25 protein-coding genes are annotated in these 23,598 nt (G+C 39.2%); 9 read left to right on the top strand and 16 right to left on the bottom strand.

What is annotated here, in order from left to right; translation table 11 throughout:
- Window positions 1–30 precede the first annotated feature (30 nt).
- Window positions 31–1,353: an adenosylmethionine--8-amino-7-oxononanoate transaminase gene (bioA, locus tag CH361_RS13285; RefSeq protein WP_100791524.1), complete on the bottom strand. Its 1,323-nt coding sequence runs from the start codon at window positions 1,351–1,353 to the stop codon at window positions 31–33.
- Complete coding sequence (bioD, locus tag CH361_RS13280; protein WP_100791305.1) at window positions 1,343–2,035, bottom strand: dethiobiotin synthase; 693 nt, start codon at window positions 2,033–2,035, stop codon at window positions 1,343–1,345. Before bioD ends, bioA begins: the two co-directional genes overlap by 11 nt.
- Window positions 2,036–2,094: 59 nt before the next feature.
- On the opposite strand from bioD, the gene CH361_RS13275 reads away from it, so the two are divergent.
- Together CH361_RS13275 and CH361_RS13270 are read left to right on the top strand one after the other, a co-directional pair.
- Window positions 2,095–2,616 (top strand): cyclic nucleotide-binding domain-containing protein, encoded by a 522-nt coding sequence (locus CH361_RS13275; RefSeq protein WP_100791304.1) that lies wholly within the window; start codon window positions 2,095–2,097, stop codon window positions 2,614–2,616.
- Entirely contained in the window at window positions 2,613–3,671 is a 1,059-nt protein-coding gene (locus CH361_RS13270) for an AI-2E family transporter (RefSeq protein WP_100791303.1), read from the top strand. The genes CH361_RS13275 and CH361_RS13270 overlap by 4 nt, the downstream gene beginning before the upstream one ends.
- A 49-nt stretch (window positions 3,672–3,720) precedes the next feature.
- Here CH361_RS13270 and CH361_RS13265 read toward each other — a convergent pair whose 3' ends face one another.
- The gene (locus CH361_RS13265; protein WP_100791523.1) at window positions 3,721–4,635 is read right to left on the bottom strand and encodes a DMT family transporter; all 915 of its coding nucleotides are present in this window, start codon (window positions 4,633–4,635) and stop codon (window positions 3,721–3,723) included.
- A gap of 42 nt (window positions 4,636–4,677) precedes the next feature.
- On the opposite strand from CH361_RS13265, the gene CH361_RS13260 reads away from it, so the two are divergent.
- Genes CH361_RS13260 through CH361_RS13245 form a run of 4 tightly spaced genes read left to right on the top strand, consistent with a single transcriptional unit; the run spans window position 4,678 to window position 7,711 of the window.
- The gene (locus tag CH361_RS13260; RefSeq protein ID WP_100791302.1) at window positions 4,678–5,895 is read left to right on the top strand and encodes a hypothetical protein; all 1,218 of its coding nucleotides are present in this window, start codon (window positions 4,678–4,680) and stop codon (window positions 5,893–5,895) included.
- Window positions 5,876–6,541, top strand: coding sequence for a uracil-DNA glycosylase (ung, locus tag CH361_RS13255; RefSeq protein WP_100791301.1), 666 nt, complete (start codon window positions 5,876–5,878; stop codon window positions 6,539–6,541). The genes CH361_RS13260 and ung overlap by 20 nt, the downstream gene beginning before the upstream one ends.
- Window positions 6,531–7,418 (top strand): DMT family transporter, encoded by an 888-nt coding sequence (locus CH361_RS13250; protein WP_100791300.1) that lies wholly within the window; start codon window positions 6,531–6,533, stop codon window positions 7,416–7,418. Before ung ends, CH361_RS13250 begins: the two co-directional genes overlap by 11 nt.
- Window positions 7,415–7,711 carry a 4a-hydroxytetrahydrobiopterin dehydratase gene (locus tag CH361_RS13245; RefSeq protein ID WP_100791299.1) on the top strand — a complete coding sequence of 99 codons (297 nt, stop codon included), beginning with the start codon at window positions 7,415–7,417 and terminating at the stop codon, window positions 7,709–7,711. Before CH361_RS13250 ends, CH361_RS13245 begins: the two co-directional genes overlap by 4 nt.
- Before the next feature lie 127 nt (window positions 7,712–7,838).
- Here CH361_RS13245 and CH361_RS13240 read toward each other — a convergent pair whose 3' ends face one another.
- Window positions 7,839–8,765, bottom strand: coding sequence for a porin OmpL1 (locus CH361_RS13240; RefSeq protein WP_100791298.1), 927 nt, complete (start codon window positions 8,763–8,765; stop codon window positions 7,839–7,841).
- A gap of 271 nt (window positions 8,766–9,036) precedes the next feature.
- Here CH361_RS13240 and CH361_RS13235 point away from each other — a divergent pair, with 271 nt between their 5' ends.
- From CH361_RS13235 to CH361_RS13225, 3 genes are read left to right on the top strand one after another with little or no spacing between them, the layout of a single operon-like run.
- Window positions 9,037–9,510 carry a hypothetical protein gene (locus CH361_RS13235; protein WP_244279883.1) on the top strand — a complete coding sequence of 158 codons (474 nt, stop codon included), beginning with the start codon at window positions 9,037–9,039 and terminating at the stop codon, window positions 9,508–9,510.
- 46 nt (window positions 9,511–9,556) lie between these two features.
- Window positions 9,557–10,642 carry a glutamine-hydrolyzing carbamoyl-phosphate synthase small subunit gene (carA, locus tag CH361_RS13230; protein WP_100791296.1) on the top strand — a complete coding sequence of 362 codons (1,086 nt, stop codon included), beginning with the start codon at window positions 9,557–9,559 and terminating at the stop codon, window positions 10,640–10,642.
- A gap of 27 nt (window positions 10,643–10,669) precedes the next feature.
- On the top strand, window positions 10,670–10,855 hold the full coding sequence (locus tag CH361_RS13225; protein ID WP_100791295.1) for a DUF5808 domain-containing protein: 186 nt from the start codon (window positions 10,670–10,672) through the stop codon (window positions 10,853–10,855).
- On the opposite strand, the gene CH361_RS13220 is transcribed toward CH361_RS13225, so the two are convergent.
- From CH361_RS13220 to CH361_RS13165, 12 genes are all read right to left on the bottom strand, one after another.
- On the bottom strand, window positions 10,817–11,866 hold the full coding sequence (locus tag CH361_RS13220) for a hypothetical protein (protein ID WP_100791522.1): 1,050 nt from the start codon (window positions 11,864–11,866) through the stop codon (window positions 10,817–10,819). The two genes, CH361_RS13225 and CH361_RS13220, sit on opposite strands and share 39 nt — an antisense overlap.
- Window positions 11,867–11,875: 9 nt before the next feature.
- Window positions 11,876–13,180, bottom strand: a complete 1,305-nt coding sequence (locus CH361_RS13215) for an MBOAT family O-acyltransferase (RefSeq protein ID WP_244279881.1) — start codon at window positions 13,178–13,180, stop codon at window positions 11,876–11,878.
- A 102-nt stretch (window positions 13,181–13,282) separates the two neighbouring features.
- Complete coding sequence (locus tag CH361_RS13210) at window positions 13,283–15,508, bottom strand: GAF domain-containing protein (RefSeq protein ID WP_100791293.1); 2,226 nt, start codon at window positions 15,506–15,508, stop codon at window positions 13,283–13,285.
- 1 nt (window position 15,509) lies between these two features.
- Window positions 15,510–17,750, bottom strand: coding sequence for a hypothetical protein (locus tag CH361_RS13205; RefSeq protein ID WP_100791292.1), 2,241 nt, complete (start codon window positions 17,748–17,750; stop codon window positions 15,510–15,512).
- A 9-nt stretch (window positions 17,751–17,759) separates the two neighbouring features.
- Window positions 17,760–18,056: a hypothetical protein gene (locus CH361_RS13200; RefSeq protein ID WP_100791291.1), complete on the bottom strand. Its 297-nt coding sequence runs from the start codon at window positions 18,054–18,056 to the stop codon at window positions 17,760–17,762.
- A 47-nt stretch (window positions 18,057–18,103) separates the two neighbouring features.
- Window positions 18,104–18,484 carry an ATP synthase F1 subunit epsilon gene (gene atpC / locus CH361_RS13195; RefSeq protein ID WP_100791290.1) on the bottom strand — a complete coding sequence of 127 codons (381 nt, stop codon included), beginning with the start codon at window positions 18,482–18,484 and terminating at the stop codon, window positions 18,104–18,106.
- Window positions 18,485–18,489: 5 nt separating this feature from the next.
- A complete protein-coding gene (gene atpD, locus CH361_RS13190; RefSeq protein WP_100791289.1) occupies window positions 18,490–19,896 on the bottom strand; it encodes a F0F1 ATP synthase subunit beta in 1,407 nt (468 codons plus the stop codon).
- Window positions 19,897–19,917: 21 nt separating this feature from the next.
- Window positions 19,918–20,787, bottom strand: coding sequence for an ATP synthase F1 subunit gamma (gene atpG, locus CH361_RS13185; RefSeq protein WP_100791288.1), 870 nt, complete (start codon window positions 20,785–20,787; stop codon window positions 19,918–19,920).
- An 11-nt stretch (window positions 20,788–20,798) separates the two neighbouring features.
- Window positions 20,799–22,313, bottom strand: coding sequence for a F0F1 ATP synthase subunit alpha (gene atpA / locus CH361_RS13180; protein WP_100791287.1), 1,515 nt, complete (start codon window positions 22,311–22,313; stop codon window positions 20,799–20,801).
- The gene (gene atpH, locus CH361_RS13175) at window positions 22,310–22,873 is read right to left on the bottom strand and encodes an ATP synthase F1 subunit delta (protein WP_100791286.1); all 564 of its coding nucleotides are present in this window, start codon (window positions 22,871–22,873) and stop codon (window positions 22,310–22,312) included. The genes atpA and atpH overlap by 4 nt, the downstream gene beginning before the upstream one ends.
- A complete protein-coding gene (locus CH361_RS13170) occupies window positions 22,870–23,394 on the bottom strand; it encodes a F0F1 ATP synthase subunit B (RefSeq protein ID WP_100791285.1) in 525 nt (174 codons plus the stop codon). The genes atpH and CH361_RS13170 overlap by 4 nt, the downstream gene beginning before the upstream one ends.
- A 2-nt stretch (window positions 23,395–23,396) precedes the next feature.
- Window positions 23,397–23,598, bottom strand: a 202-nt coding sequence (locus CH361_RS13165; RefSeq protein ID WP_100791284.1) for an ATP synthase F0 subunit C, incomplete at its 5' end; no start/stop codon positions are given.

Raw genomic sequence — 23,598 nt, 5'->3', positions numbered from 1 at the left:
AACGAAGAAAATCGGTTCGTATATTTAGTCTCAATCTGATTCGGCAAAACCAAGTAGGGTCTCTTCCAAGGCCAAAAATATCTGGTCTAGAGAGTTTTCTGAAATGGTATATGGGGGAGTGATATAGATGGTTCGCCCCAATGGCCGAAGGAGAACACGGAATTCTTTCATTTTTTCACGGATCCGTTTTCCTACAGGATTCAAATATTCGTCTTCTGCAATGGTTTCCTTAAACTCAAAAGCAAAGATCCCTCCCATCACCCTTACGTTTTCAATTCGTTTCCCTAGTTTTCTTTGGAATGGTTCCACTCGTTTTTGTAAGTAAACCTCTAGTTTTTTTACCTGACTGAGTCCTATTTCTTTTAAGAGAGAAACCGACGCATAACCAACGCTACATGCTAATGGGTTCCCCGTCATGGTATGGGCATGAAAAAAAGCGCGATAAGGATCCTTTGATATAAACTGTTCGTAAATGAATTTTGCCACCAAGGTAACACCAAGAGGTAACATTCCTCCTGTGAGACCTTTTGCCATCACAAGTAAGTCAGGTTTGACTCCTGCCTTTTGGTAAGCAAAAGCTTCCCCTAGTCTTCCCATTCCCGTAAACACTTCATCAAAAATAAGAAGGGTATTTGTTTGTGTTGCTAATTCCCGAAGTTTTACAAGAACCTTTTTATCATAAAACAACATCCCGTTGGCACCAAAAACAAGCGGTTCAATCACAATTCCAACATATTCCTTTTGTTTGATTGCTAGTTCCAAATCGGTCAAACACTCCACGGAACAAGTATTTGCCGACTTTCCCCATGGGCAAAACATACAATTGGGAGCCGGAAATTCTTTTGTAGGAAATCTTAAGTCGGAAAAAATACGATTAAAATAATTTTTTCCAGAGACATTCATAGCTCCAATACTGTCTCCATGATAGGAATTAGAAAATACCAGAAACTCTGACCTAGGTTTATGATCAGGATGATTTTGATAGTATTGGATGGAAAGTTTTAAAGCAATTTCGATCGCATTTGATCCGTTATCCGAATAAAAAACCTTATGGAAGTCTAAATTAGTTAATTCTAGTAGAGCTTTAGATAAAGACTCAGCAGCAGGATGGATATGTCCCGCAAGCATAACATGGTCAAGTTCTGTAATTTGTTTTTCGAGCGCAGAAACTAACTTGGGATGACGGTGTCCAAAGATCATGGTCCACCAACTGGCGATGGCATCAATCCAAGTATTTCCATCCGAATCAGTGACAAACTCAGCTTCTGCTTTTACAATATTAATTAAGGTTTCGCCCTCTTCTTGGATGGTCAAAGGAACCCAGGTATGTGTTTCAACGGGATTAAAATTCATCATCTGGACTCAGTAAAAGATCGATCACATTTCGATCTGTATCAAAATGATTGTTGGCAAATGAAATAAATTCAGCAGGTGACAATTTTTGTTCAGGGAAATTTGTAATCCCTAAACAGGAAACACCACCTAACTTTTGTATTATTTCAGCATTGTCAGTTTGTAATGAACTTTTTTGTCCGACTAAATAAAATCCTAAAACAGGAACAAACCTACTTGTGAGTGCATCCAATGTGAGTAAACAATGATTGATGGTTCCAAGTTCTGTGGATCCAATCACAATCACAGGGAAGTTACTTTCTTGGATCCCGCGAATGGTTAAATAATCTTCTGTCAAAGGAACAAAAACTCCTCCCGCTCCTTCAACAAGTGTATTCGTTTTTCTGACTGTTGCCAGTTCCCCAACAAGATATTTGGGATCAATTTTTTTCCCTTCTAGTTTGGAGGCATAATGTGGACTTGCAGGAGTTGCAAATTCATAAACCGGTGAAAGAAAAAAAGAATCTGGTAAATCGGTGGTTTTTTGTATGAACTGAGTATCACCGGCGCTAGGTGCACCAGTTTGGACCGGTTTCCAATACCGAAATCCGTGGGTATTTGCGTATTTGGCCATAAACAAACTCGAAAAAAAAGTTTTTCCGATGTCCGTTCCCGTGCCTGTTACGTAAAAAGCTTGCCCCATACGGATCAAGTTTTATCAATTCCGGACCCCGTCTATCCGATTTATATAGGAGAGGCTTTATGCAACTTCCCCTTTGGAAATCCATTCTCAAACGTGACGAAAACCCAATTACGGAGATTTCACATTTTTTACGCGAAACCGCTATCTTTGAAGGTATGTCTCGCAGAACACTACGTGAAGTCGCAAGGCTAATCCACAAACGAAAATATTATGCTGGTGAAACTATTTTTTACCAAGGCCAAGCAGGGACAGGGGTCTATCTCATCCTTCAAGGGAAGGTGGAAATTTATTCTGAAAGAGAAGGTGTTACCTTAAAACTCGCCGAACTAGAAAAAGGTGCTTTTTTTGGAGAACTCGCTCTCTTCCAAGATTTCCCAAGATCAGCGACTGCCGTAGCTCTTGTTGATTCTATTCTTCTTGGATTTTTCCAACCGGAACTAAAAACCTTACTCGAGACAAAACCAAGAGTAGGAAATGATTTACTTTTAAGTTTTGCTTCCATCATCGCTGATAGACTACGCAAAACAAACGATACATTAGAAGCAGCTTACTTTAAAAGTAAAAAGAACAAAACCAAATGAACAGTAAAGAAAACACTATATCCTCGCTAATATTACGTAGTGCTTTTTTTGGCCTCATTATCCTCACTGCACTCATCGGAATCATTGGAGTAAAATTTTTAGCAATTCCCCTTCTGATTTCAGGAATTCATTTTTATATTTTTCATGGGATAGTAGATTATTTTGAATCAAGAGGAATCCACAGGGCCATCACAATCATTTTTATTTTTAGTTTTTTGATCTTTGGTGCTTATTGGTTTTTGGCGTTTTACTTACCAAACCTTTTTGAAAAGGCACAACCAATTGTTTCAGAATGGTCAGTCAAAATGGATGACCCAAACTTTCAGTTGTTTGATTTTAACAAACTCCCGGTTCTATCAAAAAATCCAGAACTTTGGAAAAAAATTATCAACCCAGAAGAAGTTGCTAAAATGGCAACTAGCAACTTAGAAGAATTTTTAAGAGAAATGGTTGTTATGATCCCTACTTTTCTCAGTTGGATGATCATCATTCCGATCATTAGTTTCTTTTTACTTTTAGATGCTAATCTCATTTACAAAACAATGATTAGTTTTATACCCAATCGTTTTTTTGAAATGTTCCTGATGGTGTTTTATCGAATGAACCAACAAATCACTAGTTATTTAAAAAGTTTAGTAATCCAATGTGGAATTATGGCCATCGTTGCCTCTCTTGGATTTTATATTGTTGGTGTTAAATTCTTTTTTCTATTTGGAATCTTTCTTGGAGTGGCAAACTCCATTCCGTATCTAGGGCCACTCATTGGAGCAGTTCCTCCGATTTTATTTAATATTCTATTTCCAGAGATGTCACCTTCTATTGGTTCCATTGCTTCTGTTGTCGTAGTGGCGCAGTTAGTAGACAATGCAATTGTCCAACCTGTAGTGATTGCCAATGCGGTATCTTTGCATCCCTTGGCAATTTTGATTGGGATCGCTGTTGGTGGTAATTTTTTTGGTATCTTTGGAATGTTACTTGCCATTCCGGTTTTATCGATTCTCAAAGTAACCATCGGGATTCTTTATCACGCTCTTAAAGAACACCAGATCATCTAAACCTAAATTGTCAGTATCACGGAGAAAACTCTAATACTGACAACTACAATCACTCTTCTCTTTTGTTCCACTTACCTAGTTCAGAAAATATAATTCCGAAAAGGGTAAGTGCAGAACCCACAGCTCCAACAGCACCAAGCCTCTCACCTAATACTAAATAAGCGAGAAAAAATGAAAACACAGGCTCCATACTATACAGTAAGCCGGCCCTCGCTGGAGGGACAGCCTTTTGGTATCTAGTTTGAATTTGAGTGGTAAATATCGTAGCAAAAACAGATGTATAAATGATTCCTATCCAAAATTTTAAATCAAACTGAATAGAGATTGATTGGTTTAAAAAAACCGATTCTACAGGGAATAAGGTTGTGGAAACAATAGCGATTAGAAGGATTTCAAACGAAACCAAAATTTGTGCAGGAATTTTTTTACTAAAAATATCAATGAGTATGATGTAAACGGCAAAGAAAAAAGCACCAATGAGAGTGAGTCCATCACCAAATCCAAATTCCATGGATGTAATGATTTCATCATAAGAGCGACCATTTTGAGAAATTAAAAATAATCCAACCACCACAATGAGAACAGCAATCCATGTCCTAAGTGATGGTAATTTTCTTTCGATTAAGATTTGTAATAGAGGAACAAATACCACATAAGCACCAGTCATGAACCCAGACTGAGTGGCTGTTGTATAAACAAGACCAATGGTTTGGAAGGCATAACCCAAAAGAGCTGATAAAGCGACAAGAAAGGCAGGAATGATATAATCCCATCTTCTGTTTGCTTTTGAAAATAAAGTTTTGCGATAGAGAAGTAAAGTGATGATCCCAGCAAGCCAGAACCGAACGGCTAAAAAAAGGAAAGGTGGCACCGAATCCAGTGCAAGTTTGATGACCACAAAGGTTCCACCCCAAAGAATGGCGGCAATCACCAAAAAGAGTTCTGGAGTGAAGATCCTGGACATAAAAGTCAATTTTTCGAAAGAAAGGTTCAGAGCAAGGAAAAGATGAATTGGAAATTTAGAATCCGAAAACCACAAACCGGAACCACTCTCAGCTGGGAGGTTTATTTTCCCCCTGGCACCGCGACTCAAGTGGGCGAAAAAATCAAAGAGGTTTTAGGTTCTGTTCCTTTGCCAAACCAACCGGAACCCAATGTCCGAGTTTTTTCTGAAAAAATCAAACTGGAAAATACTAACTCCCACCAAATCGCCTATCTTTTGTTCCATGGTCTTTTTCTAAGAGACATCCGTCTGGTGATTGGTCGTACAACTGATTGGGACAAATCTTCTGATGTAAGAGAAGAAGAATGGGATCGTATTCTAACGGAAGCGGTTTCTATCGCAAAACCTTTATTTTCTGATACCAATACCAAATTTTATGAAATCAAAGAAAACTTACATATTAGTTATTTTGAGAATGAGATTACCGTTTCGCTTTCATTACTAGGCGAACCTGGTTACAAACGTGGAATCAAAGCCAACTTCCCCACAAGTGCACCGATCCCAGAAGATTTAAGTCAAATCTTGATTTCGCAAACTTTTGATATTTTTTTTGTATCTAAAAAAGATATCTCTGCCTTGTACATTCCATTTGCAGGAACCTTAACATTTGCCACCGAATGGATGTTACAAGAGGAGAAAATTTCTCTTTTATCCTTACCAAGAAATTTTTTGTTTTCTAAACTAGTTTTATTTCCAGAAAAATCAATCACTCACTTCCAAAAGAAACGACAAGAGATTTTATCTTCATCTACACATCCAAACCCAACACCCATTCTTATCCAAGACACAGACCCGGCCCTAGAAAATTATTGGTTAGAAGAATTCAAACGATGGAAGTCTATCATTTCAGTAAATCATTGGGATCATAGTATCTCTGATTTTTTTAAAACTTTTCCTGTTTTGCCAGAGGCAGATTCAAAAACAGCTCATTACTTTTTACCTTTAAACCCGCCTTATGGACTTCGTAAACACGAACAGACAGGACCTGAAGAAAAACTCTATTCCAAAATCGGGAAACGTTTGGAAGAACTTTTAAAACTAACTAAAAATCAACCAAAATTACTTGGATTTGTCCTTTGTCCCACGGAAGATAAATGGAGTGATTGTATGAGAGAACTTAGAAATTTTTCTAAAAAAACAATCCATGTCACTCATGGCGGAATCGACTTACGAGTATTATATTTTCATTCGGAGGGTAAAATTGAAAGACGTTCAAATTGAACCTGGTTGGAAAGAGGTTCTCACTGATGAATTTGAAAAACCTTATTTTTCTAATTTGCGTGAATGGGTTCGTGAGGCTTATAAATCTTCAACCGTTTACCCACCAGCAAAACTCATTTTCAATGCCTTTGATTCTTGTCCTTTCGATCAAGTGAAAGTTGTCATTCTTGGCCAAGACCCTTATCACGGAGAAAGGCAAGCTCATGGTCTTTGTTTTTCGGTAAACGAAGGAATCCCCTTTCCTCCTTCTTTACAAAATATATTTAAAGAAATCCATGATGACTTACAAAAACCCATACCAAAATCGGGAAATCTGACACGCTGGGCAAACCAAGGTGTCCTCCTTCTCAATGCTACCCTCACTGTCCAAAAAGACAAAGCGGGATCACACCAAAACAAAGGTTGGGAAGAGTTTACAGATGCAGCGATCCAAATTTTAGCCAGAGAAAAATCAAATCTGGTATTTTTATTATGGGGATCTTTCGCGGGGAAAAAAGAATCTCTAATCCCACCAAACAAACATTTGATTTTAAAATCAGCCCATCCTTCTCCTCTTTCCGCATATCGAGGGTTTTTAGGAAATAAACATTTTTCAAAAACGAATGAATACTTAGTATCACAAGGAAAAGAACCCATTGACTGGTAATGAAAAAAAAGGATATTTCTTTGTATTTCTAACGGGAGTATTCTTTGCTTTAGAAGTCATTGGATTCAAAGAAATTTTTCGTAACTACAACACAGAACCAGAGATCGCAGCTTTATTTGGAGTTGGGTTTGCTTTTTTGATGGTAACACCCTACTTTTTGTTTTCAAAAAAAAGACAAACAAAAGTCATCACAACCATAAGAAGAGACGGACTCATCTTAACTCTCGGAACCATATCCAACGCCATTGGGATTGTTTTATATTATTTTGCCCTAAAACAAACGGATTTAGGCCCAGCTGCTATCCTTATCAAAACAACAGTCCTTTACAATGTATTACTGGGAGTTTTTTTTCTTGGCGAAACGCTTAAGAAAAGAGAAATTTTAGGGATCGTCATTGCTATTTTAGGAATCTATATGATTTCCACCTTACAGGGACAGATTCAACTGTTTTCTGCATTTTTAATCTTAGTCAGTGCTTTTCTTTTTGCGATCCAAAGTTATATGATCAAAAAATACATTCCTGAAATTTTGGGGCTTGAGTATGCTTATTTACGACTTTTCCTTTTAACTGTATTTTTCTTTTTATACTCTCTTTTCATTGGAAGTTTCCATATCCCTGACTTTTTTATCATTTTTGTTCTCGGGTTATTTTCACTCCTAGGGTATTTTTTAGGTAGGGCATTTTATTTTGAAGCACACAACTATTTACCAATTAGTAAACTGAATGCCACATTACTCATAGAACCCATCTTTTTAATGTTTGTTGGGATTTTCTTTATGCAGGAACCATTCGATCAGAAAAAAATATTTGGTGCAGGTTTTATCCTTCTCGGATTATATTTAATTGTGTTTCACAAAAGAAAGGTAAAACAATGAGAGAAACTCCAACAGATCTTACCAATCAGGAAATTGAATTACTTCTAAATGCCTACAAAGACTGGAAATTGGATGCAGAGGACGGGATTTCCTTTTTCCGATTTGAGAAAGAGTTTTCCGATTTTAAAACTGCATTTAGTTTTATCACGAAACTGGCACTGGTATCAGAAGCATTGGACCACCATGCTGAAATATGGAATGTTTATAATCAGGTGAAACTCAAAGTATTTACCCATGAAACAAATTCACTCACAACAAAAGACAAAGAACTAATAACAAACCTGATGAATTGAGTTCCGACACCTGATCATTCTTTTGGTCTCTTCAAACCAAATTCGATTTCTCGGACCAACAAAGCATAAAAAAAGCCGGGGTTGGAATCCAACACCGGCTTTTGATTTTCTCAAGTTAGAAACTTGATTAAATCTCGATTTTGTAACCTACGCGGTAAGTTTGTCCACCGATTACCACTGGGTAAGCTACCCAAGGTGCAAGAGCAGAAGCTCCACCGATTGATTGAACTCCACCAACTCCCATTCCTGCAGAAAGGATAGTTTCCAATTCGAAGAAAAGGTGACCTTTGTCAGTGATTTTTGTTTGAGCACCCACGAGCCAGTTCAAACCGATCCCGCTTGCACCAAAACGTACGTTTTCTTTATGAATCCCTGGGTTTGGAGCATCACCAAGAAGTGATCCACCACCAGCACCTAACAATGGAGCTCCATCACGGCCCATTCCTGCAGTGAAACTTTGAAGAGCAGGGTTATTGATTGTTCCAGAAACTCCCCACCATCCTTGGTAGTAGTTCACACCAGCACCAACGTAAACCGCAGTGTCATTAGCCGCATTGTAAAGTTTGATCCCTAGGTAAGTAGGAACTGTCCAAGCAGTATAGTGCCACTCTTGGTCTAACCATTTGTAACCCATAATTGTTGAAGAGGTATCACCACCTGAGATTTTAGTAGTGTAGTTTACGTTGACTCTCCAAAAAAGGCTATTGATTCCAAAGATTCCTTCTTTTTCGTAACCTACGTTGATGTTACCACCCACCATAGCTCCGTTAGTTTTTGCACCAACAGCACCACCAGTGGTTCTCTTTAAGCTGATCAATGTGTTTTCAGCATAAATTGCTTTTTGCGGAGTTCCGTAAGGTTGGCCTGAAGCAGTTAATCTAGGTTGACCTGAATCGAGACCATCTTTTGTGATGGTTCCACCAAGTTGTGCCAGGTCGAATTGCATACCAAGACCGACCATAAAATAAGAACGAGGACCCGATTGTGCGCTTAAGCTTCCAGCTAAGCACAAAAGTAAGAACCCCAGCATTCCAAAACGTAGAGATTTCAGCATTGATGATTACTCCTTAGTGAGTTGTTTCCTGAATTTTTTTCGTACCTGTGGTCAAACGAATGCAAGTGAGCAGCCATTCATACCGACAATTGCAATGAAACTAGTCGTTCTTCTAGGATTTGTCAAATAAAATTGTTAAATCTAAACGAAAATTGTGTTAAATGTGGTAATTCGAATGAGTCTAACGCCGTCTAAGCAAGTTTTCCTTATTTGCAGATTATTCTTGCTTTTTGTTCTGTTTTCCACCGATCTCCTTGCCAAGGAAAGGAAGGTGATTCGTTTTTCGGGCGAATTGGTGCATTGGGAGGCACAAGGAACAGAGCCTCAGTTTCGCTATTTGGATAGTACGAATCTCCGAGAGAAAACCATCTTCTGTGATGCAGATACCATGCGCCTTGCTCTCGGCAACCAGTCCCCAGAAAAACGTCATGTCGAAGGAAAGGCCACACAGATTTCACCAACTTCGGATGTTTGGGTTTGCGTAGGCCGTCCCCATATCTTTCAAAAATACCAAGTTTCTATCAATTCACCTGCTTCTCAGTCCAAAAGGATCCAAGGGCAGGTGGTCGAAGCCGATGGGGAAACCGGTCAGATTGTCTACCTGGTCCGTGGGAAACGTTCTTATTTGACCATTGAGCCGGCTCTCGCCAAAGAAATGGCTGAATCACTCTCCCAAATGCAAACCGTGGAAATCAATGGAGATTACCGTTACGATCGGATAAAACGTTATTACACCAAAGACTAATGAATTTTTGTTCGTCATTAGGACTCAATTCTTTGGAATGGATTTGATGCAGGCTTTTTTGGTTTTAGCAAACGGAACGGTCATGAAGGGCCGATCCTTCGGTGCAAATAAGAATTCGATCGGCGAGGTAGTCTTCAATACCTCTATGGCGGGATATCAGGAAATCATCACTGACCCCTCCTACAAAGGCCAACTCGTGACCCTCACTTATCCTATGATTGGAAACTATGGGATAAATCCCGACGATATGGAATCCGATCGGATCCAGGCTTCTGGACTCATTGTCAAAGAATATGTAAAACGACCTTCCAATTTCCAATCCAAAGAAACTCTGAGTGAGTTTCTCGTTCGATTTGGAGTCCCTGCAATTGAAGGGATTGATACACGTAAACTAACACGCATTATTCGAAACTCTGGAGCAATGTCTTGCGGAATTTTTATCAGCGAAACTTATGAAGATTCTTTTTTAGAGGCAGTAAAAAATGCACCTTCTATGGAAGGTCAAGACCTTGCCCAAGTGGTGACCTGTGAAAAACCATATTTGTTTGGAGCACATTCACCTAGTAAGTTTAAACTTGCTGTTTATGATTTTGGAATCAAAAGAAATATACTCAAACTTCTCGATTCTGCTGGATTCAATGTTCATGTTTTTCCTGCAAAAACAAAAGCTGAAGATCTACTAAAAGATGGATTCGATGCCTACTTTCTCTCCAATGGTCCCGGAGATCCGGCTCCTCTGGATTATGCCATTGCTTCTGCGAAAGCAATCATGGATGCAAAGAAACCTCTTTTTGGAATTTGTCTCGGCCACCAAATCATTGGGCTTGCATTGGGTAAAAAAACAGCAAAACTAAAGTTTGGTCACCGTGGTGGAAACCATCCAGTTCGAAATGAAGAAACTGGTAAAATCGAAATCACATCCCAAAATCATGGCTTCCATGTGTTAGGTGAGTCTTCGAGTGAGATGCCAATCACAAGGATCAATCTATTTGACAATACGGTTGCTGGTCTCAAAACCACTGGCCTTCCTGTGATGGCTGTTCAATACCACCCAGAAGCATGCCCCGGTCCCCATGACTCGGCCTACCATTTCCAAGAATTTTATACTATGGTAGAATCCTCCAAATCCTAAAATTAGGTCAAATGAGGAGGCAAATTCATGTCATACAAAGAAGATAAAAATTTCTGGGGAATCCCTTACGCAACAGAAATCTCAGCAGAGGCGTTTGTAAAAGATATCTGGGATCCGAGCACTGAGGAGATCCTAACACCAAAACAATTTTTTGGCCTTGGTTGGGGACTTAACTTACATGCTCTTGGTCGAAGAGCGGGTGTGATCAAATAACGATCTTTTCAAAATCAGTGAAAACGCATCTCTTCCTTTTTGGTTGAGATGGGTTAGATCTGCAAAATACTGATACTCTTCTAAAAATATAGCCCTAAAATCAAAGATAACTACATTCTTTTGAAAAGAATTGGATGTAACAGTTTTAAAAATCTCATCACTCACTACATTTGCTTTTGTTTTCAAAATGTCCTTTTCCATTTTGGGAGAAAAGGGAATTCGAAGTAAAACTACTTCTAATTTTTGTTTTTCCCATAACTTAAAACAATCCAACCACAATTGAATGGAAAGTTCTCTTTTTCCTGAAAGAATCATTGTGTTTAGATTTGGAAAATCTTCTGATTCTTGTAAGGTTGGATCTTCACCAACTGATTTCCAGACCCAAGATCCCTGTAAGTTATGCATACTTTGTTTGATAAAAAGATATTCTTCTTTTCTTCTGGGAAGATCGATTTGAGTAGACCGATCATAAACCAAACGATTCAGATTAGAACTAATTCCAAAATAAGGAAAAACAGTAATAACAGTTTTCCAACTGATATCTGTTAAATTAGAAAAATATGCCTTCCGTAAAAATGGATTTGTTATTGCATTCAAGGAAAATGTTCCGAAAGAATGATACAATTGTTTATGAGAATCAGTAATAGAATTCTTACTTGTATTTAAGGGAGAAAGGTTTACATAAATTTTTTTTAGATTGGGAAGTTTACCTATCAAATTAAGTGAATTTAATAAAATTCCTTCTGGTTGTTCACTTGGTCTCGGAAGGTATAATACTTCGTCCAAAGAAATTCCTTCGATTTCAGCAATTAACTTAGGCGATACCCCACTGACAATTTGACTATCACCTAATACCAAAACCTTAATTTTGTCCGAGGTTTTTCCTTCTCTAGTTTTAGATAAATACCAATATGAAGAAGTAGTTTCGCAAAACGGGATGAACCACCCTAGTGTAAGATGCATAAATAAAGAAAGAAAAACAAAGGTAAGGATCCAATAACGAATTTTCATACAATGCACCTAAAACTGGAAATAGAAAAAATCCTGTTTTCCAAATGGAGAGAATAACGAAAACCAAAGAAACAAAAAGAAAAACATAAGGAGAAACGAATATGGTTTTGTAGAAATATAAAAATTAGGACGATCCGTTTTTTTCCACTCTTGCCATAAATCAAAGACTAACAATGGTATCGTAGTCACAAGGATCATTACCGGAAGGGAAGAAAGTTTTGGAGGATACAATAAGTTTTCCAAAATCAGTTTGGTATCAGAAGGTGAATGGATTCTAAATAAAAGTAAACCCAAAGAAAAACTATAAAAAGTAAAAATGATTCCAAAAAAGGACTGAAGCCGACTCTCAAACCTGATTAACCCATAGTGTTTCATGATACGATAGAGAATCAAACAAAGACCTAAATACAATCCCCAAATGACAAATCCATAACCGGCACCATGCCAAATACCAGCCAGGAACCAAACCACAATAAGATTTGTATTCTCTCGTAAGAACCCATGCCTATTTCCACCTAACTTTATATAAACGTAATCACGTAACCAAGTAGAAAGGGAAATATGCCATTTGGACCAAAACTCAGAAGGATTGGAGGAAAAAAATGGTCTTTTGAAATTATTCATCAACCGAAAACCCATCATTTCAGCAAGGCCCATCGCACAAAGAGAATACCCAAAAAAATCTGCATAAATTTGAAACGCGATGACGGGAGCCACAATCCATAAAATTCCTGGTTCCAAAGTCTCAAAACTCTCGGCATGAAGCTCGACATACCTGGAAAAGGGATCAGCAATTGTCGATTTGATGAACACACCCCATACAAATAAAGAAATTCCATTCCAAATATTTTCTTTGGAAATGAATTGTTTTGATTCAATTTGCGGAATCAAATTCCCTGGTCGTTCTATGGGTCCAAGCAACAATAATGGGAAAAACAAATCATAAATTGCAAAAGTAAAAAAGTTTTTGCAAGGAGGAATTTTTTCATCATAAACTTCAATCAAATAACTGATGTTATGAAAAGTATAAAAGGAAATTCCAATAGGTAAAATAATTTCCGGTTTCCAACTAAGGCCAGAAAGTCCAAACCCAATTCTTAAATCAGAGAATAATCCCCAAACAAAAACAAAGTATTTAAAAATTCCTAAATAAATCAGATTAGCAGTAATCCCTAAAACAAATAAAACTCTTTTGTTTTTCCCGGGAACCTGAACCAAATACTTTGCTAAACTATAATTGAAAATTACAGAAAAAAATAATAGAAACGTTGCATTGATGTTCCACTGCGAGTAGAAATAAATTCCAAATGCCAAAAGCAAATACTTTCGGATTCGGTCTGACGTATAATAATAAATTAAATAGAATACGACAAAATGCGAGAGGAAGGAAATAGAATTAAATAACACAAAAGTTACTTAGGCTTCTTCAACCATTTCCAAAAATTGATTTTTGTCCTTCGTATCATGAGGATAAGATAAATTCAAAACACGATAAGTTGCTCGAAATGATCCAATGATCGCATCTTCCTTTTTTGCAAAAGAGGATTTGATTTTTTTGATCACTACATCGGTTTCTTCTTTATCTTTTCCATGAAGAACCATCGCAAATTTACCTTGTCCCACTCTAGTAAAAAAGTCCAGTTCTCCAATATGATCCATCATTGTTTTACGCAAAACATCAGCATACCGAGCAAACGTCCCTGCTCCTACCAAATGAATCATTCTGGATACGTTTTGAATTTTGAAAAGTGTGACAGTGAAGTTTGTATTCATCTGCGAGGCTTTTTCAATTTCGCTTAAGATTCGTGCCTCTAATGGATTGAATGGATTTCTAAATAAAGCTTCTTTTTCCTGAAGAATGAGCAAGTTTGCAAACACAGGAGCAGAGGTTTCAAGAAGAGTGACACCGACATCTCTCGTTGTATCTGTCCAAACAGCACCCGTTGAATGCACAATGATCATTCCCACAAGCCAATTTAAATTGATGATTGGTAAAATAGTGAACTCATTCATAATTCCCAATTCATCATTTGTAAAAATAGATTTTAATTCTGCATCTTCACGAAAATTTTCTAATCGGTAAACACCTGGGACATTGGAAACCATTCCAACAATATCAGAATCTTTACTAAGTTTAAAATCTTTGGTTCTTTCGGGTAATATAAAGTTAGAACCAAATACAATATAGTCAGAACGAGTTTCCGAATCTAAAACTAAAAAGGAAAACTGTTTTACACCTAACTTTGTTTTGATATTTTCAACGAGTAAGTCGTAAGCTTCATCCATTTTACGAACACGAGCGAAGTCCCTAGCAAAACGTAAAACAGATTCATTGATCTCGATGACTTCCTTTGCTTGGACTAAATCATCATTGATGGATTCGAACTCAGAGACTCTTGCAAAAACGGATCCAGCGATATCTCCTACAATTTTAGCAAATTCCAAATCATCAGTGATGTATTCTTCTCCGTTGATTAGTTTTCCAAGAGATAAAACACCAAAACATTTTTCTTCATGTCGAATGGGTACAAGAATTTCAGAACCCATTTCGGTTAATAACTTAAACTCTCGATCCGGCAACCGAGAAGATTTAAATTCCCCAGCATAAATAACAGTTTCTGAATCCACAATGCGTGAATAAATCTCATCACCAGGAGAAAGATACCAAGAATCCTTGGATGAAACACCTTGTGCCGCAACCGATTCCCATTTTGGATTTTTTAGATTTGTGGAAGTGAGAACCACAACAGAGTTACAACCCACCTGACCAATCAAACTATACACTAGATTATCAAAATAATCGGAAAATTCCTTAGAAGATGCAATTTCTTTAGTGATCTCAAAAATTGCCTGATAGTTTTCGATACGTTTCTTTGATGCTAAATGGTAGGAGATTGGTGCTGTACCAAAATCAGATTCATCATCAAAAAGAACGTCTTCTCCAATGGGTGCTGGATCATCTTTGGTTGGGCGAAGAGGTTGTTTGGCCGCCTCTTTTTTGGCATCGTTCTCCCACTCATCAAAAATATTCACTTCCGGAAGAGGAGCATCTGGTTCGGAGATTTCATCATGATAATCACGATCAATCAAATCATCACCAAACTCTGGTTCTGTGGAATGCGAAAGAGGTGTTTCTTCCACCGGTTCTTCTGGTTTTGGTGGCTCTGCTACTAAGTCTGGACTTAAATCCTCTTCCGATGGCAAATCAAAGTCCAAGTCAGGTTCTGCAAGAGTATCCTCTGCTGTTGGATCTTCAGACGAAACAGGTTCATACTCGTTTGGTGAATCATCTAAATCATTTTCTAAATGTGGGAGAGGATTCTCATCCCAAGGTTCGTCTGCTAAATCACCAAAATCAGCATCTGTAAGTTCTGGGATATCGCTGAGATCAAATTCTTCTTCTCCATCTGGATTCGGTAAATCGCCAATTTCAGTAGCCAGTGAATCAGGGAAACTATCGTCTAACCAATCTGAGTCGGAATCAAGGACGGGAACAGATTCTTTGATTGAAGAAACTTCTTCCTCATGAAACTGTTCCGCTTTTTTTAATAAAGACGGTTTTTCGGGAATGTTTGAAGAAGGTTTTGAAGGCGCGGAACCCGAAGTTTTTTTAATTTCTTCGGCTCTATCGAGAAGTCCCACTTTATAACTCCAATTCTTTCATCATTTTTTTGTATAACTCGAAGTATTGAGATTTCGAGAACTCACGGATCACATCATCAGGTAGATTACCAAGTAAGTTATCTAAATAACCCAATACCTTTTTACGATCACCCACAGATAAATTCTCTGGCCCATCTTCTTCTATTGCACTTGCAGAAGCAGGTTCCAATTCTGGTGCCGATACATCTGATTTGCGAAGTTCTTCTAATGGAGAAAGTTTTCCATCCATCGCATAATCATCTAAATCAACTTCATATTCTTCAGAATCATCGCTGGCAAGAGTTGGTGTTCTCGTTTCTTTGGGAAGATCGGGAGTTGATAAATCAAAACTATCATCAATTGCTGATTCAGAAGCAAAATCCCCGAAATCAGCTTCCGATTCATGTTCTACTAAATCATCACCACCAAACGAACCTAAGTCGAAATCAAGTGGTTCTTCGTCACCCGTTTGTTCAGATAACGAATATTCTTCTTCTATAGGAAGATCGGCAATGTCTTCCAGGCCTTCACCTGGAAGTTCCTCTCCCAAAATTTCATCTAAACTTTCTGCAGAAAGAGTTACGTTTTCTTCTTCGATTTCCTCTTCTTCTTGTTCTTCGGAAGCAGTGATATTTTCCAACTCTTCCATGGACAAGGCAATGGATTCATCTTCCTCATCCTCTGCGAGTAAATCAGATTTAGGTGTTAGTTCTTCTTCATAAGGGAGCGGAGCCCTGTCCAAACTATCCACAAGTTCTTCTTCGGAGTTTTCTTCTGCATCAGAAGCGATCGATTCCAACTCTTCCATAGAAAGAGCGATAGGACCTTCATCTTCTTCATCAGAAGATTCGAACCCTTCCATTTGGCCTTCGAGACCTTCTTCAGAAATTTCTGGTTCTTCGAAGTCAGATTCTGGTTCGCCTAATGCAAAACCAAAATCATCACCAAGATCTGTATCGAGTTCGTGGGATTCTTCTTCCTCAGAATCCTCTGTTTCTTCAATTGGATCACCTGCGATGATGTTTCCAAGTTCATCTGGACTAAGTGTGATAGACTCATCTTCTAATTCTTCGTTTAAGATATCAGAAGTTGGTTCTTCAAAGTCTTCTTCGACCGCCTCTCCAGAGATATTTTCCAACTCTTCCAAAGATAAGGTAAGTGGACCTTCATCCTCACCATCTTCTTCTGTAATGATAGGTTCTTCTTCTGGTGTTCCGAATTCACCACCTAATAGATCGAAGTCGCCTTCTTCATCAGAGAAACTAGGAAGTTCAGCTTCATCATCTGATAAAGAGAACTCTTCTTCAGAACCAAGTGTTTCTTCTAAACTTGCTTCTCCACCAGCACCTAAAATACTCCCTAATTCTTCATCAGAGAGAGTTAAATTTTCATCTTCTTTTGTTTGGCCAAAAAGTTCTTCTTCTTCTGGATCCACTAAAGGCTGGAACCCAACCTCTTCTTCCTCTTCTCCAGAACTTAAATCATCTTTAGGTATAAATGGTTCTTCTTCGTCATGATCGGTTAGATCAAACTCAGGTTTTCCTTCTTCGTCAAAGGAAAGGTTTGTATCAATTTCAGAATCATCCAGATCTAAATCTAAGTCGGAATGTTCATCAATAAGAGAATGTTCTTCTTCGAAGTTAGAATCATCTGATCCCTCAAAGTCCTCTTCAACTTCTGCAGAACCTGTTATATTTTCTAACTCTTCTAAAGAAAGAGAGATTGGTCCATCTTCCTCTTCTTCAAAATTTTGTTTTGATTTTTTTGGAGTTAAAATTCCGTCTTCGCCATTGAGAATTGATTCGATTTCTTTATCGAGGTCTAACAAATCATCATCAAACTCTAACTCAAGGTCTTCATCTAAAGCATTATGTGATTGTTTTGGTTTTGATTGTGGTTTTTCTTTTTCGGATTCTTCTTCATAATCAGAAAAATCTGCATGTATGTCTTCATCATGAAGGATTGGGTCTTCTTCCCCAAGTAGATTTAAATCTGAATCTAAGTCTATATCTAATAAATCATCATAAGAATCGGAGGATGCCACCATGTCCGAAATGGAGTCGTCATCGTCATCGAAAGCAGTAATATCTTCAAGGTTTGGAGCTTCGATCCCAGGTGATACATTCAAATCATCGTCATCACCCATATCAAAATCATCCAAATCTAAGGAAAACGAGTCTTCATCAAGTATTGGTTCGATGTTTTCTAGATCTTCGTTTTTATTCTGTTCTTGATCCGCCATTCGCCTCGATTACCGTTTTCCCAAATTTAGTATCTGGCCGTCTTCTAACGGTTGTTCCAAGATACTGTCCTCCGTTTTGATTTGCGTTCCAGGTACGTAACCACCTGCTACCTCAATTAAATCCTTTCCGTTCGATCCTGCGTCCAATGAATAAAACCCAGGATGGAGCACGGGTCCTTCAATTTTAACACGAATCGGTTTTTCAGAATAGATACTTTTTCGCAAATCAGGGTTTTCCTTTAAGTAATAGAATCCGGCAATGAGTATCGTAACCAATACAGAACGTCGAATCCAATCTATAGCCAAAGGAATTCCCCCTCTGGTTTATTTTCGGCAAGAAGGGGGGAAAAAAATTAACGTTCGTGCAGTAAAATACGAACTTTTGCTTTCTTTAGAAGAATTTCTTTGTCTTTAGAGAGAGGCAGAGCTTCCGCCTCCTGGAGGAGTTCCACAGCGTGGTCATGAGATAAATCGTCCTCAGAATCCCCACCTTCGGTAAGCACTCTGATTTGGTCTTCCTTCACTTCGCAAAATCCCCCATCAATGGCGATTCGAAATTCCTTTCCAGCCGTATGCAATTTGATGAGTCCAAAATCGAGTTGGGACACAAGAGTGGCATGGCCTGGTAAAATTCCAAAATAACCCACAGAACCTGGCAGAATCACCGATTCTGCCTTGCCCTGATAAAGGATCTTGTCAGGAGAGATGACTGTTAAAGTCAGTTCTTTACTCATCCTGATTAACCTTTGAGTTGTTTCGCCGCTTCGATTACTTCGTCAATCGATCCGACCATGTAGAATGCTTGCTCAGGAAGGGTGTCATACTTACCTTCAATGATTCCTTTGAAGGAACGGATGGTATCTTCCAATTTTACATACTTTCCAGGTCGACCTGTAAACTGTTCCGCTACGTGGAACGGTTGCGAGAGGAATTTTTCCAAACGACGAGCACGAGACACAAGGATTTTGTCATCCTCAGAAAGTTCGTCCATACCAAGGATTGCAATGATATCTTGTAAGTCTTTGTATCTTTGAAGAATTCTTTGTACTTCACGCGCTGTGTTGTAGTGTTCTTCCCCAACAATTTGTGGGTTCATGATTCGAGAAGTAGAATCCAGTGGATCTACCGCAGGATAAATCCCTTTTTCTGAAATCGCACGAGAAAGAGTCGTTGTTGCATCTAAGTGAGCAAACGCAGTTGCAGGAGCCGGGTCCGTTAAGTCGTCGGCAGGAACGTAAATCGCTTGCACCGAAGTGATGGATCCACGAACAGTTGAGGTAATCCGTTCTTGTAACCCACCCATTTCAGTGGAAAGAGTTGGTTGGTATCCTACCGCAGATGGCATACGACCAAGAAGGGCCGATACTTCAGATCCCGCTTGAGAGAAACGGAAAATGTTATCTACGAAAAGAAGGATATCAGATCCGGATTCATCACGGAAGTTTTCTGCCATAGTCAAAGCAGAAAGTGCAATACGAAGACGAGCACCTGGTGGTTCGTTCATCTGACCAAAACAAAGAACGGTTTTATCAATAACGCCTGATTCTTTCATCTCGTTCCAAAGGTCATTTCCTTCACGAGTTCTTTCACCCACACCAGCAAACACGGAGTAACCACCATGTTGTTTTGCGATGTTGTTGATTAGCTCCTGGATGAGAACGGTTTTTCCTACCCCAGCACCACCAAATAGTCCTGTTTTTCCCCCTTTGATATAAGGAGCAAGTAGGTCGATTACCTTGATCCCTGTTTCAAAGATCTCAGTTTTAGGTTTAATTTCTTCGTAAGAAGGTGCGTTTCTGTGGATTGGCATCTTTTTTACGTCTTTTGGAAGGTCACCGAGTTCATCGATTGCCTCACCGAGCACGTTAAAGATACGACCAAGAGTTTTTGTTCCTACTGGAACGGAAATTGGAACTCCTGTATCAACAACTTCCAATCCTCTTTTTAATCCGTCTGTGGATTGAAGGGAGATCGCACGAACTGTGTTGTCTCCGATGTGCTGTTGTACTTCTGCAGTAATTGTAACGTCTTTGCCGTTTACTTTAGATTGAATCTCTACGGCATTGTAGATCTCAGGCATGTTCCCGGACTCAAAACTGATGTCCAATACCGAACCGATGATTTGTTTAATTTTACCTTTATTCATATATACTCCGAAAGACCTTTGTTAGGAGATGGCTTCCGCTCCCCCTACGATTTCTGAAATTTCCTGCGTAATTTTTGCCTGACGAACTCGGTTGTAACCGCGAGTAAGAAGTTTAATCATCTCACCTGCTGCATCTGTTGCCGCTTTCATAGCAACTCTTCGTGCAATGTGTTCGGAAGCTACCGACTCCAAAATGATCTTAACAAAAGTTGTTTTGATCACCATCGGAAGAAGGTTTTCCAAAATAGTTTTTGGATCTGGCTCATACAATACTTCTGGGCCCGAAGAACCTTTGGATCCAGCCTCTTCCATTTGTAATGGAAGCACAGTGGTTATCTCAGGTTTTTGCGTTGCTGCCGAATAGTAATGAGTGGAAATAATTTCAACTGAATCCACCGATTCGTTTGCAAAACGTTCCATAAAATAAGAAGCAAGTTCGTTTGCTTCCTTACTTCCCGCTTTATCGTCGATATTGGTATGTGTTGTTACTAAATCTACTTTTGCAAATTTAAAGAAAGCGATTGCTTTTTTCCCAGCAGCATGGACTTCAACTTCCACACCTTTGGACTTCAACTCTTCGATACGATTTTTCACCATACGGAGTAGGTTGGAGTTAAAACCACCACATAACCCACGGTTTGCGGCAATTGCAAGGATAGCAACTTTTCGGATTTTGTCCGGCTTCCTCAAGTAAGGGCTGTGAATGATACCCGCAAGGCTAGACAAAGAAGAAACTAACTCACGAGTTAAGTCTGCGTATGGTTTCGCAGCATTCACTTTGTTAGTCGCTTTTTTTGCCTTTGCCGTGGAGACCATCTCCATGGTTCGAGTGATTTTTCTCGTGTTTTTAACCGAGTTAATCCTCTTTTTTATCTCACGCGGTGTCGCCAAGATCTTTCCCCTTAGTTATTCTTTGCTAGAAAATGTTCTACAATCGCTTTGATTGTTTTTTGCAGAGCCGCTTCTTGTTTTACTTCTTTAGCAGTTCTGATTTCTTCCAAAATCTCTTGGTGTTGCTCTCTCATGGTCTTGAGTAAGTAAGTTTCAAATTCACGTACTTTCGCAGTAGGGATAGTATCCATAAAACCTTTGGTTACGGCAAAAATGGAGATTACTTGTTCTTCTACTGGAGTTGGTGAGTTGTTTGGTTGTTTTAAGATTTCAAGAACTCGGTATCCACGATCAAGCTGAGCTTGTGTTACTGGATCTAGTTCTGTTCCTAACTGAGCGAATGCTTCTAAGTCACGGAACTGAGCCAAATCTGACTTGAGAGTTCCCGCTACTTTTTTCATCGCTTTGATTTGTGCTGCAGATCCTACCCGTGATACAGAAATACCAACGTCTACCGCAGGGCGAAGGCCCGATGCAAAAAGGTTAGACTGCAAGTAAATCTGACCGTCAGTGATGGAGATTACGTTTGTAGGAATGTATGCTGATACTTCCCCTTCTTGCGTTTCAATGATTGGAAGTGCTGTCATGGACCCACCACCAAATTTATCATCAAGTTTCGCTGCTCTTTCAAGTAGGCGAGAGTGAAGGTAGAATACGTCCCCAGGATACGCTTCACGACCTGGTGGGCGGCGTAGTAAAAGTGACATTTGTCTGTAAGCTACGGCTTGTTTAGAAAGGTCATCATAAACAACGAGTGTTGCTTTGCCTTCTTCATACATAAAGTATTCAGCCATAGTCGCACCAGAGTAAGGCGCAATGTATAACATAGGAGCTGGTTCCGATGCGTTTGCAGATACGATGATAGTATACTCTAATGCACCTTTTTCACGTAACATTTCGATTGTGGAAGCAACAGTAGATGCTTTTTGTCCAATCGCTACATAAACGCAGATCACACCTTTTCCTTTTTGGTTGATGATGGTGTCGATTGCGATGGAAGTTTTTCCTGTTCCTCGGTCACCAATGATAAGCTCTCTTTGTCCACGACCGATTGGAATCATTGCATCGATTGCTTTGATACCTGTTTGCATTGGTTCATGAACGGACTTTCTCATTGCAATCCCTGGAGCTGGTGACTCAACAGGTCTTGTTTTTTTAGCATTGAGTGGTCCTTTACCGTCGATGACTTCCCCAAGAGGGTTAAGCACACGACCAAGAAGTTCTGGTCCTACCGGAACTTCGAAGATCTTCCCAACACGTTTAACGGAAAAACCTTCTTCAATCTTAATATAATCACCGAAGATTACAACCCCAACAGAGTTTTCTTCTAAGTTGAATGCTTGTCCTCGAACTCCGTTTTGGAATTCAACAAGCTCTCCTGACATTACGTTAGTGAGTCCGTAAACTCTCGCAATCCCGTCCCCTACTTCGAGAACCGTTCCAACTTCTTCAACTTGAAGGTCTTTTTTGAAGTTTTTAATTTCTTGTTTTAGTACCGACGTTACTTCGTCTGTTTTAATTTTCATTCAAATGCTCCGACTGGGATTTTCTTTTGGAGGAGAGCCTCTTCTATTCCGGCAAGTTTTGCTCGGATCGAGGCATCGATTAAAAAGTCGTCTATAAAGATTTTGAATCCACCGATAAGTGTTGGATCCGTTTGTTCAGTGACGCGAACTTCGCGTCCGAATTTGGAAGAGATGGACTTAGTGATTCGATCTATTGTTTCTTTACCGAGAGACTCTTTGGAAACAATACGAAGCGAACTACGATTTTTAAGCCTGTCCACTCCTGATCTATAATCTTCCAAAATATCCTGAAGGAATAGAAAGCGATTCTTACGAACCACAAGTGTAATGAAGTTGGCAACGATTTCTGATGCCTTCCCCTGAACTGACTTTTCAGCAGTTCTTTCTTTCTCGGAAGGATCAACTAACGGAGAAAGGAAATAATGGCGAATTGACTCATCGGAAAAGAAAACATCCACTAAAGATGAAAGTTCCTCTTCCGTTGACTCAAGTGAGTTAGCTTCCTGCGCTAACTCTAAAAGTGCCGTTGCGTAAACCTTTGAAATTTGGTTCAGACTCATTTGATTTTAAGTTTATCGAGTTTTGCGATCTCTTTTTCGACAAAGGAAGCATAGTCTTCCTTCTTTAATTGTTTCTCCAAGATCTCACTCGCGATGAGAACGGACATTTCCACAATTTGGTTTTGCATTTCAGATAAAGCTCTGCTTTTCGCTAAATCAATTTCGCGAAGTGCACTGTCTTTAATGCCTTTTACTTCGTTGTGTGCTTCTTCCGTCAATCTTGTGCGGAGAGCAACTGCATCTTTTTTAGCTTCATCGACAATTTTGTGAGCTTCTTCCGTCGCCTTGAAGAGTTGGTCTTTGTATTCTTTTAAAGACTTCTCTGCTTCTACGCGAAGGGTTTCTGCTTTGTTGATATCGCCTTGGATGCCGGAAGCACGTTCTTCGAGAGCATGAAGGATCTTGTCCCATGCAAATTTTTTAAGAACGAAGACAACAACTGAGAAAGTGACCAGGGTCCAGATGACCAGACCCGGATTGACTTTCAGCAAATTGAAGCCGGAAGCCGCGAGGATAACCAAGACTATTGTCCTTGTTCTACTTTAGTGGCACCAGCACCAATTGTTTTGTCAATTGAGCCATTGAGTTTAAGCGCGATAAGAAGAGCGATAACCACTGCGAAAAGTGCTGCTCCTTCAATCATACCTGCTGCTACGTAAAGAACGAGTTGGATCTTTCCCGCTGCTTCTGGTTGGCGGCTAATGCTTTCTGCCACTGATCCACCA

Origin of the sequence: Leptospira brenneri (genome assembly GCF_002812125.1) — a bacterium.
GTDB lineage: Bacteria > Spirochaetota > Leptospiria > Leptospirales > Leptospiraceae > Leptospira_A > Leptospira_A brenneri.
The sequence above is the reverse complement of the archived record's forward strand: the minus strand, read 5'-3'. Positions and strand labels throughout refer to the sequence as shown.

Excerpts from the sequence above, each read along its gene's own strand:
- bioA (WP_100791524.1), bottom strand. The coding sequence starts at position 1,353 with ATGAATTTTAATCCCGTTGAAACACATACCTGGGTTCCTTTGACCATC.
- bioD (WP_100791305.1), bottom strand. The coding sequence starts at position 2,035 with ATGGGGCAAGCTTTTTACGTAACAGGCACGGGAACGGACATCGGAAAA.
- CH361_RS13275 (WP_100791304.1), top strand. The coding sequence starts at position 2,095 with ATGCAACTTCCCCTTTGGAAATCCATTCTCAAACGTGACGAAAACCCA.
- CH361_RS13270 (WP_100791303.1), top strand. The coding sequence starts at position 2,613 with ATGAACAGTAAAGAAAACACTATATCCTCGCTAATATTACGTAGTGCT.
- CH361_RS13265 (WP_100791523.1), bottom strand. The coding sequence starts at position 4,635 with ATGTCCAGGATCTTCACTCCAGAACTCTTTTTGGTGATTGCCGCCATT.
- CH361_RS13260 (WP_100791302.1), top strand. The coding sequence starts at position 4,678 with ATGAATTGGAAATTTAGAATCCGAAAACCACAAACCGGAACCACTCTC.
- CH361_RS13245 (WP_100791299.1), top strand. The coding sequence starts at position 7,415 with ATGAGAGAAACTCCAACAGATCTTACCAATCAGGAAATTGAATTACTT.
- CH361_RS13240 (WP_100791298.1), bottom strand. The coding sequence starts at position 8,765 with ATGCTGAAATCTCTACGTTTTGGAATGCTGGGGTTCTTACTTTTGTGC.
- carA (WP_100791296.1), top strand. The coding sequence starts at position 9,557 with ATGCAGGCTTTTTTGGTTTTAGCAAACGGAACGGTCATGAAGGGCCGA.
- CH361_RS13225 (WP_100791295.1), top strand. The coding sequence starts at position 10,670 with ATGTCATACAAAGAAGATAAAAATTTCTGGGGAATCCCTTACGCAACA.
- CH361_RS13220 (WP_100791522.1), bottom strand. The coding sequence starts at position 11,866 with ATGAAAATTCGTTATTGGATCCTTACCTTTGTTTTTCTTTCTTTATTT.
- CH361_RS13205 (WP_100791292.1), bottom strand. The coding sequence starts at position 17,750 with ATGGCGGATCAAGAACAGAATAAAAACGAAGATCTAGAAAACATCGAA.
- atpC (WP_100791290.1), bottom strand. The coding sequence starts at position 18,484 with ATGAGTAAAGAACTGACTTTAACAGTCATCTCTCCTGACAAGATCCTT.
- atpD (WP_100791289.1), bottom strand. The coding sequence starts at position 19,896 with ATGAATAAAGGTAAAATTAAACAAATCATCGGTTCGGTATTGGACATC.
- atpA (WP_100791287.1), bottom strand. The coding sequence starts at position 22,313 with ATGAAAATTAAAACAGACGAAGTAACGTCGGTACTAAAACAAGAAATT.
- atpH (WP_100791286.1), bottom strand. The coding sequence starts at position 22,873 with ATGAGTCTGAACCAAATTTCAAAGGTTTACGCAACGGCACTTTTAGAG.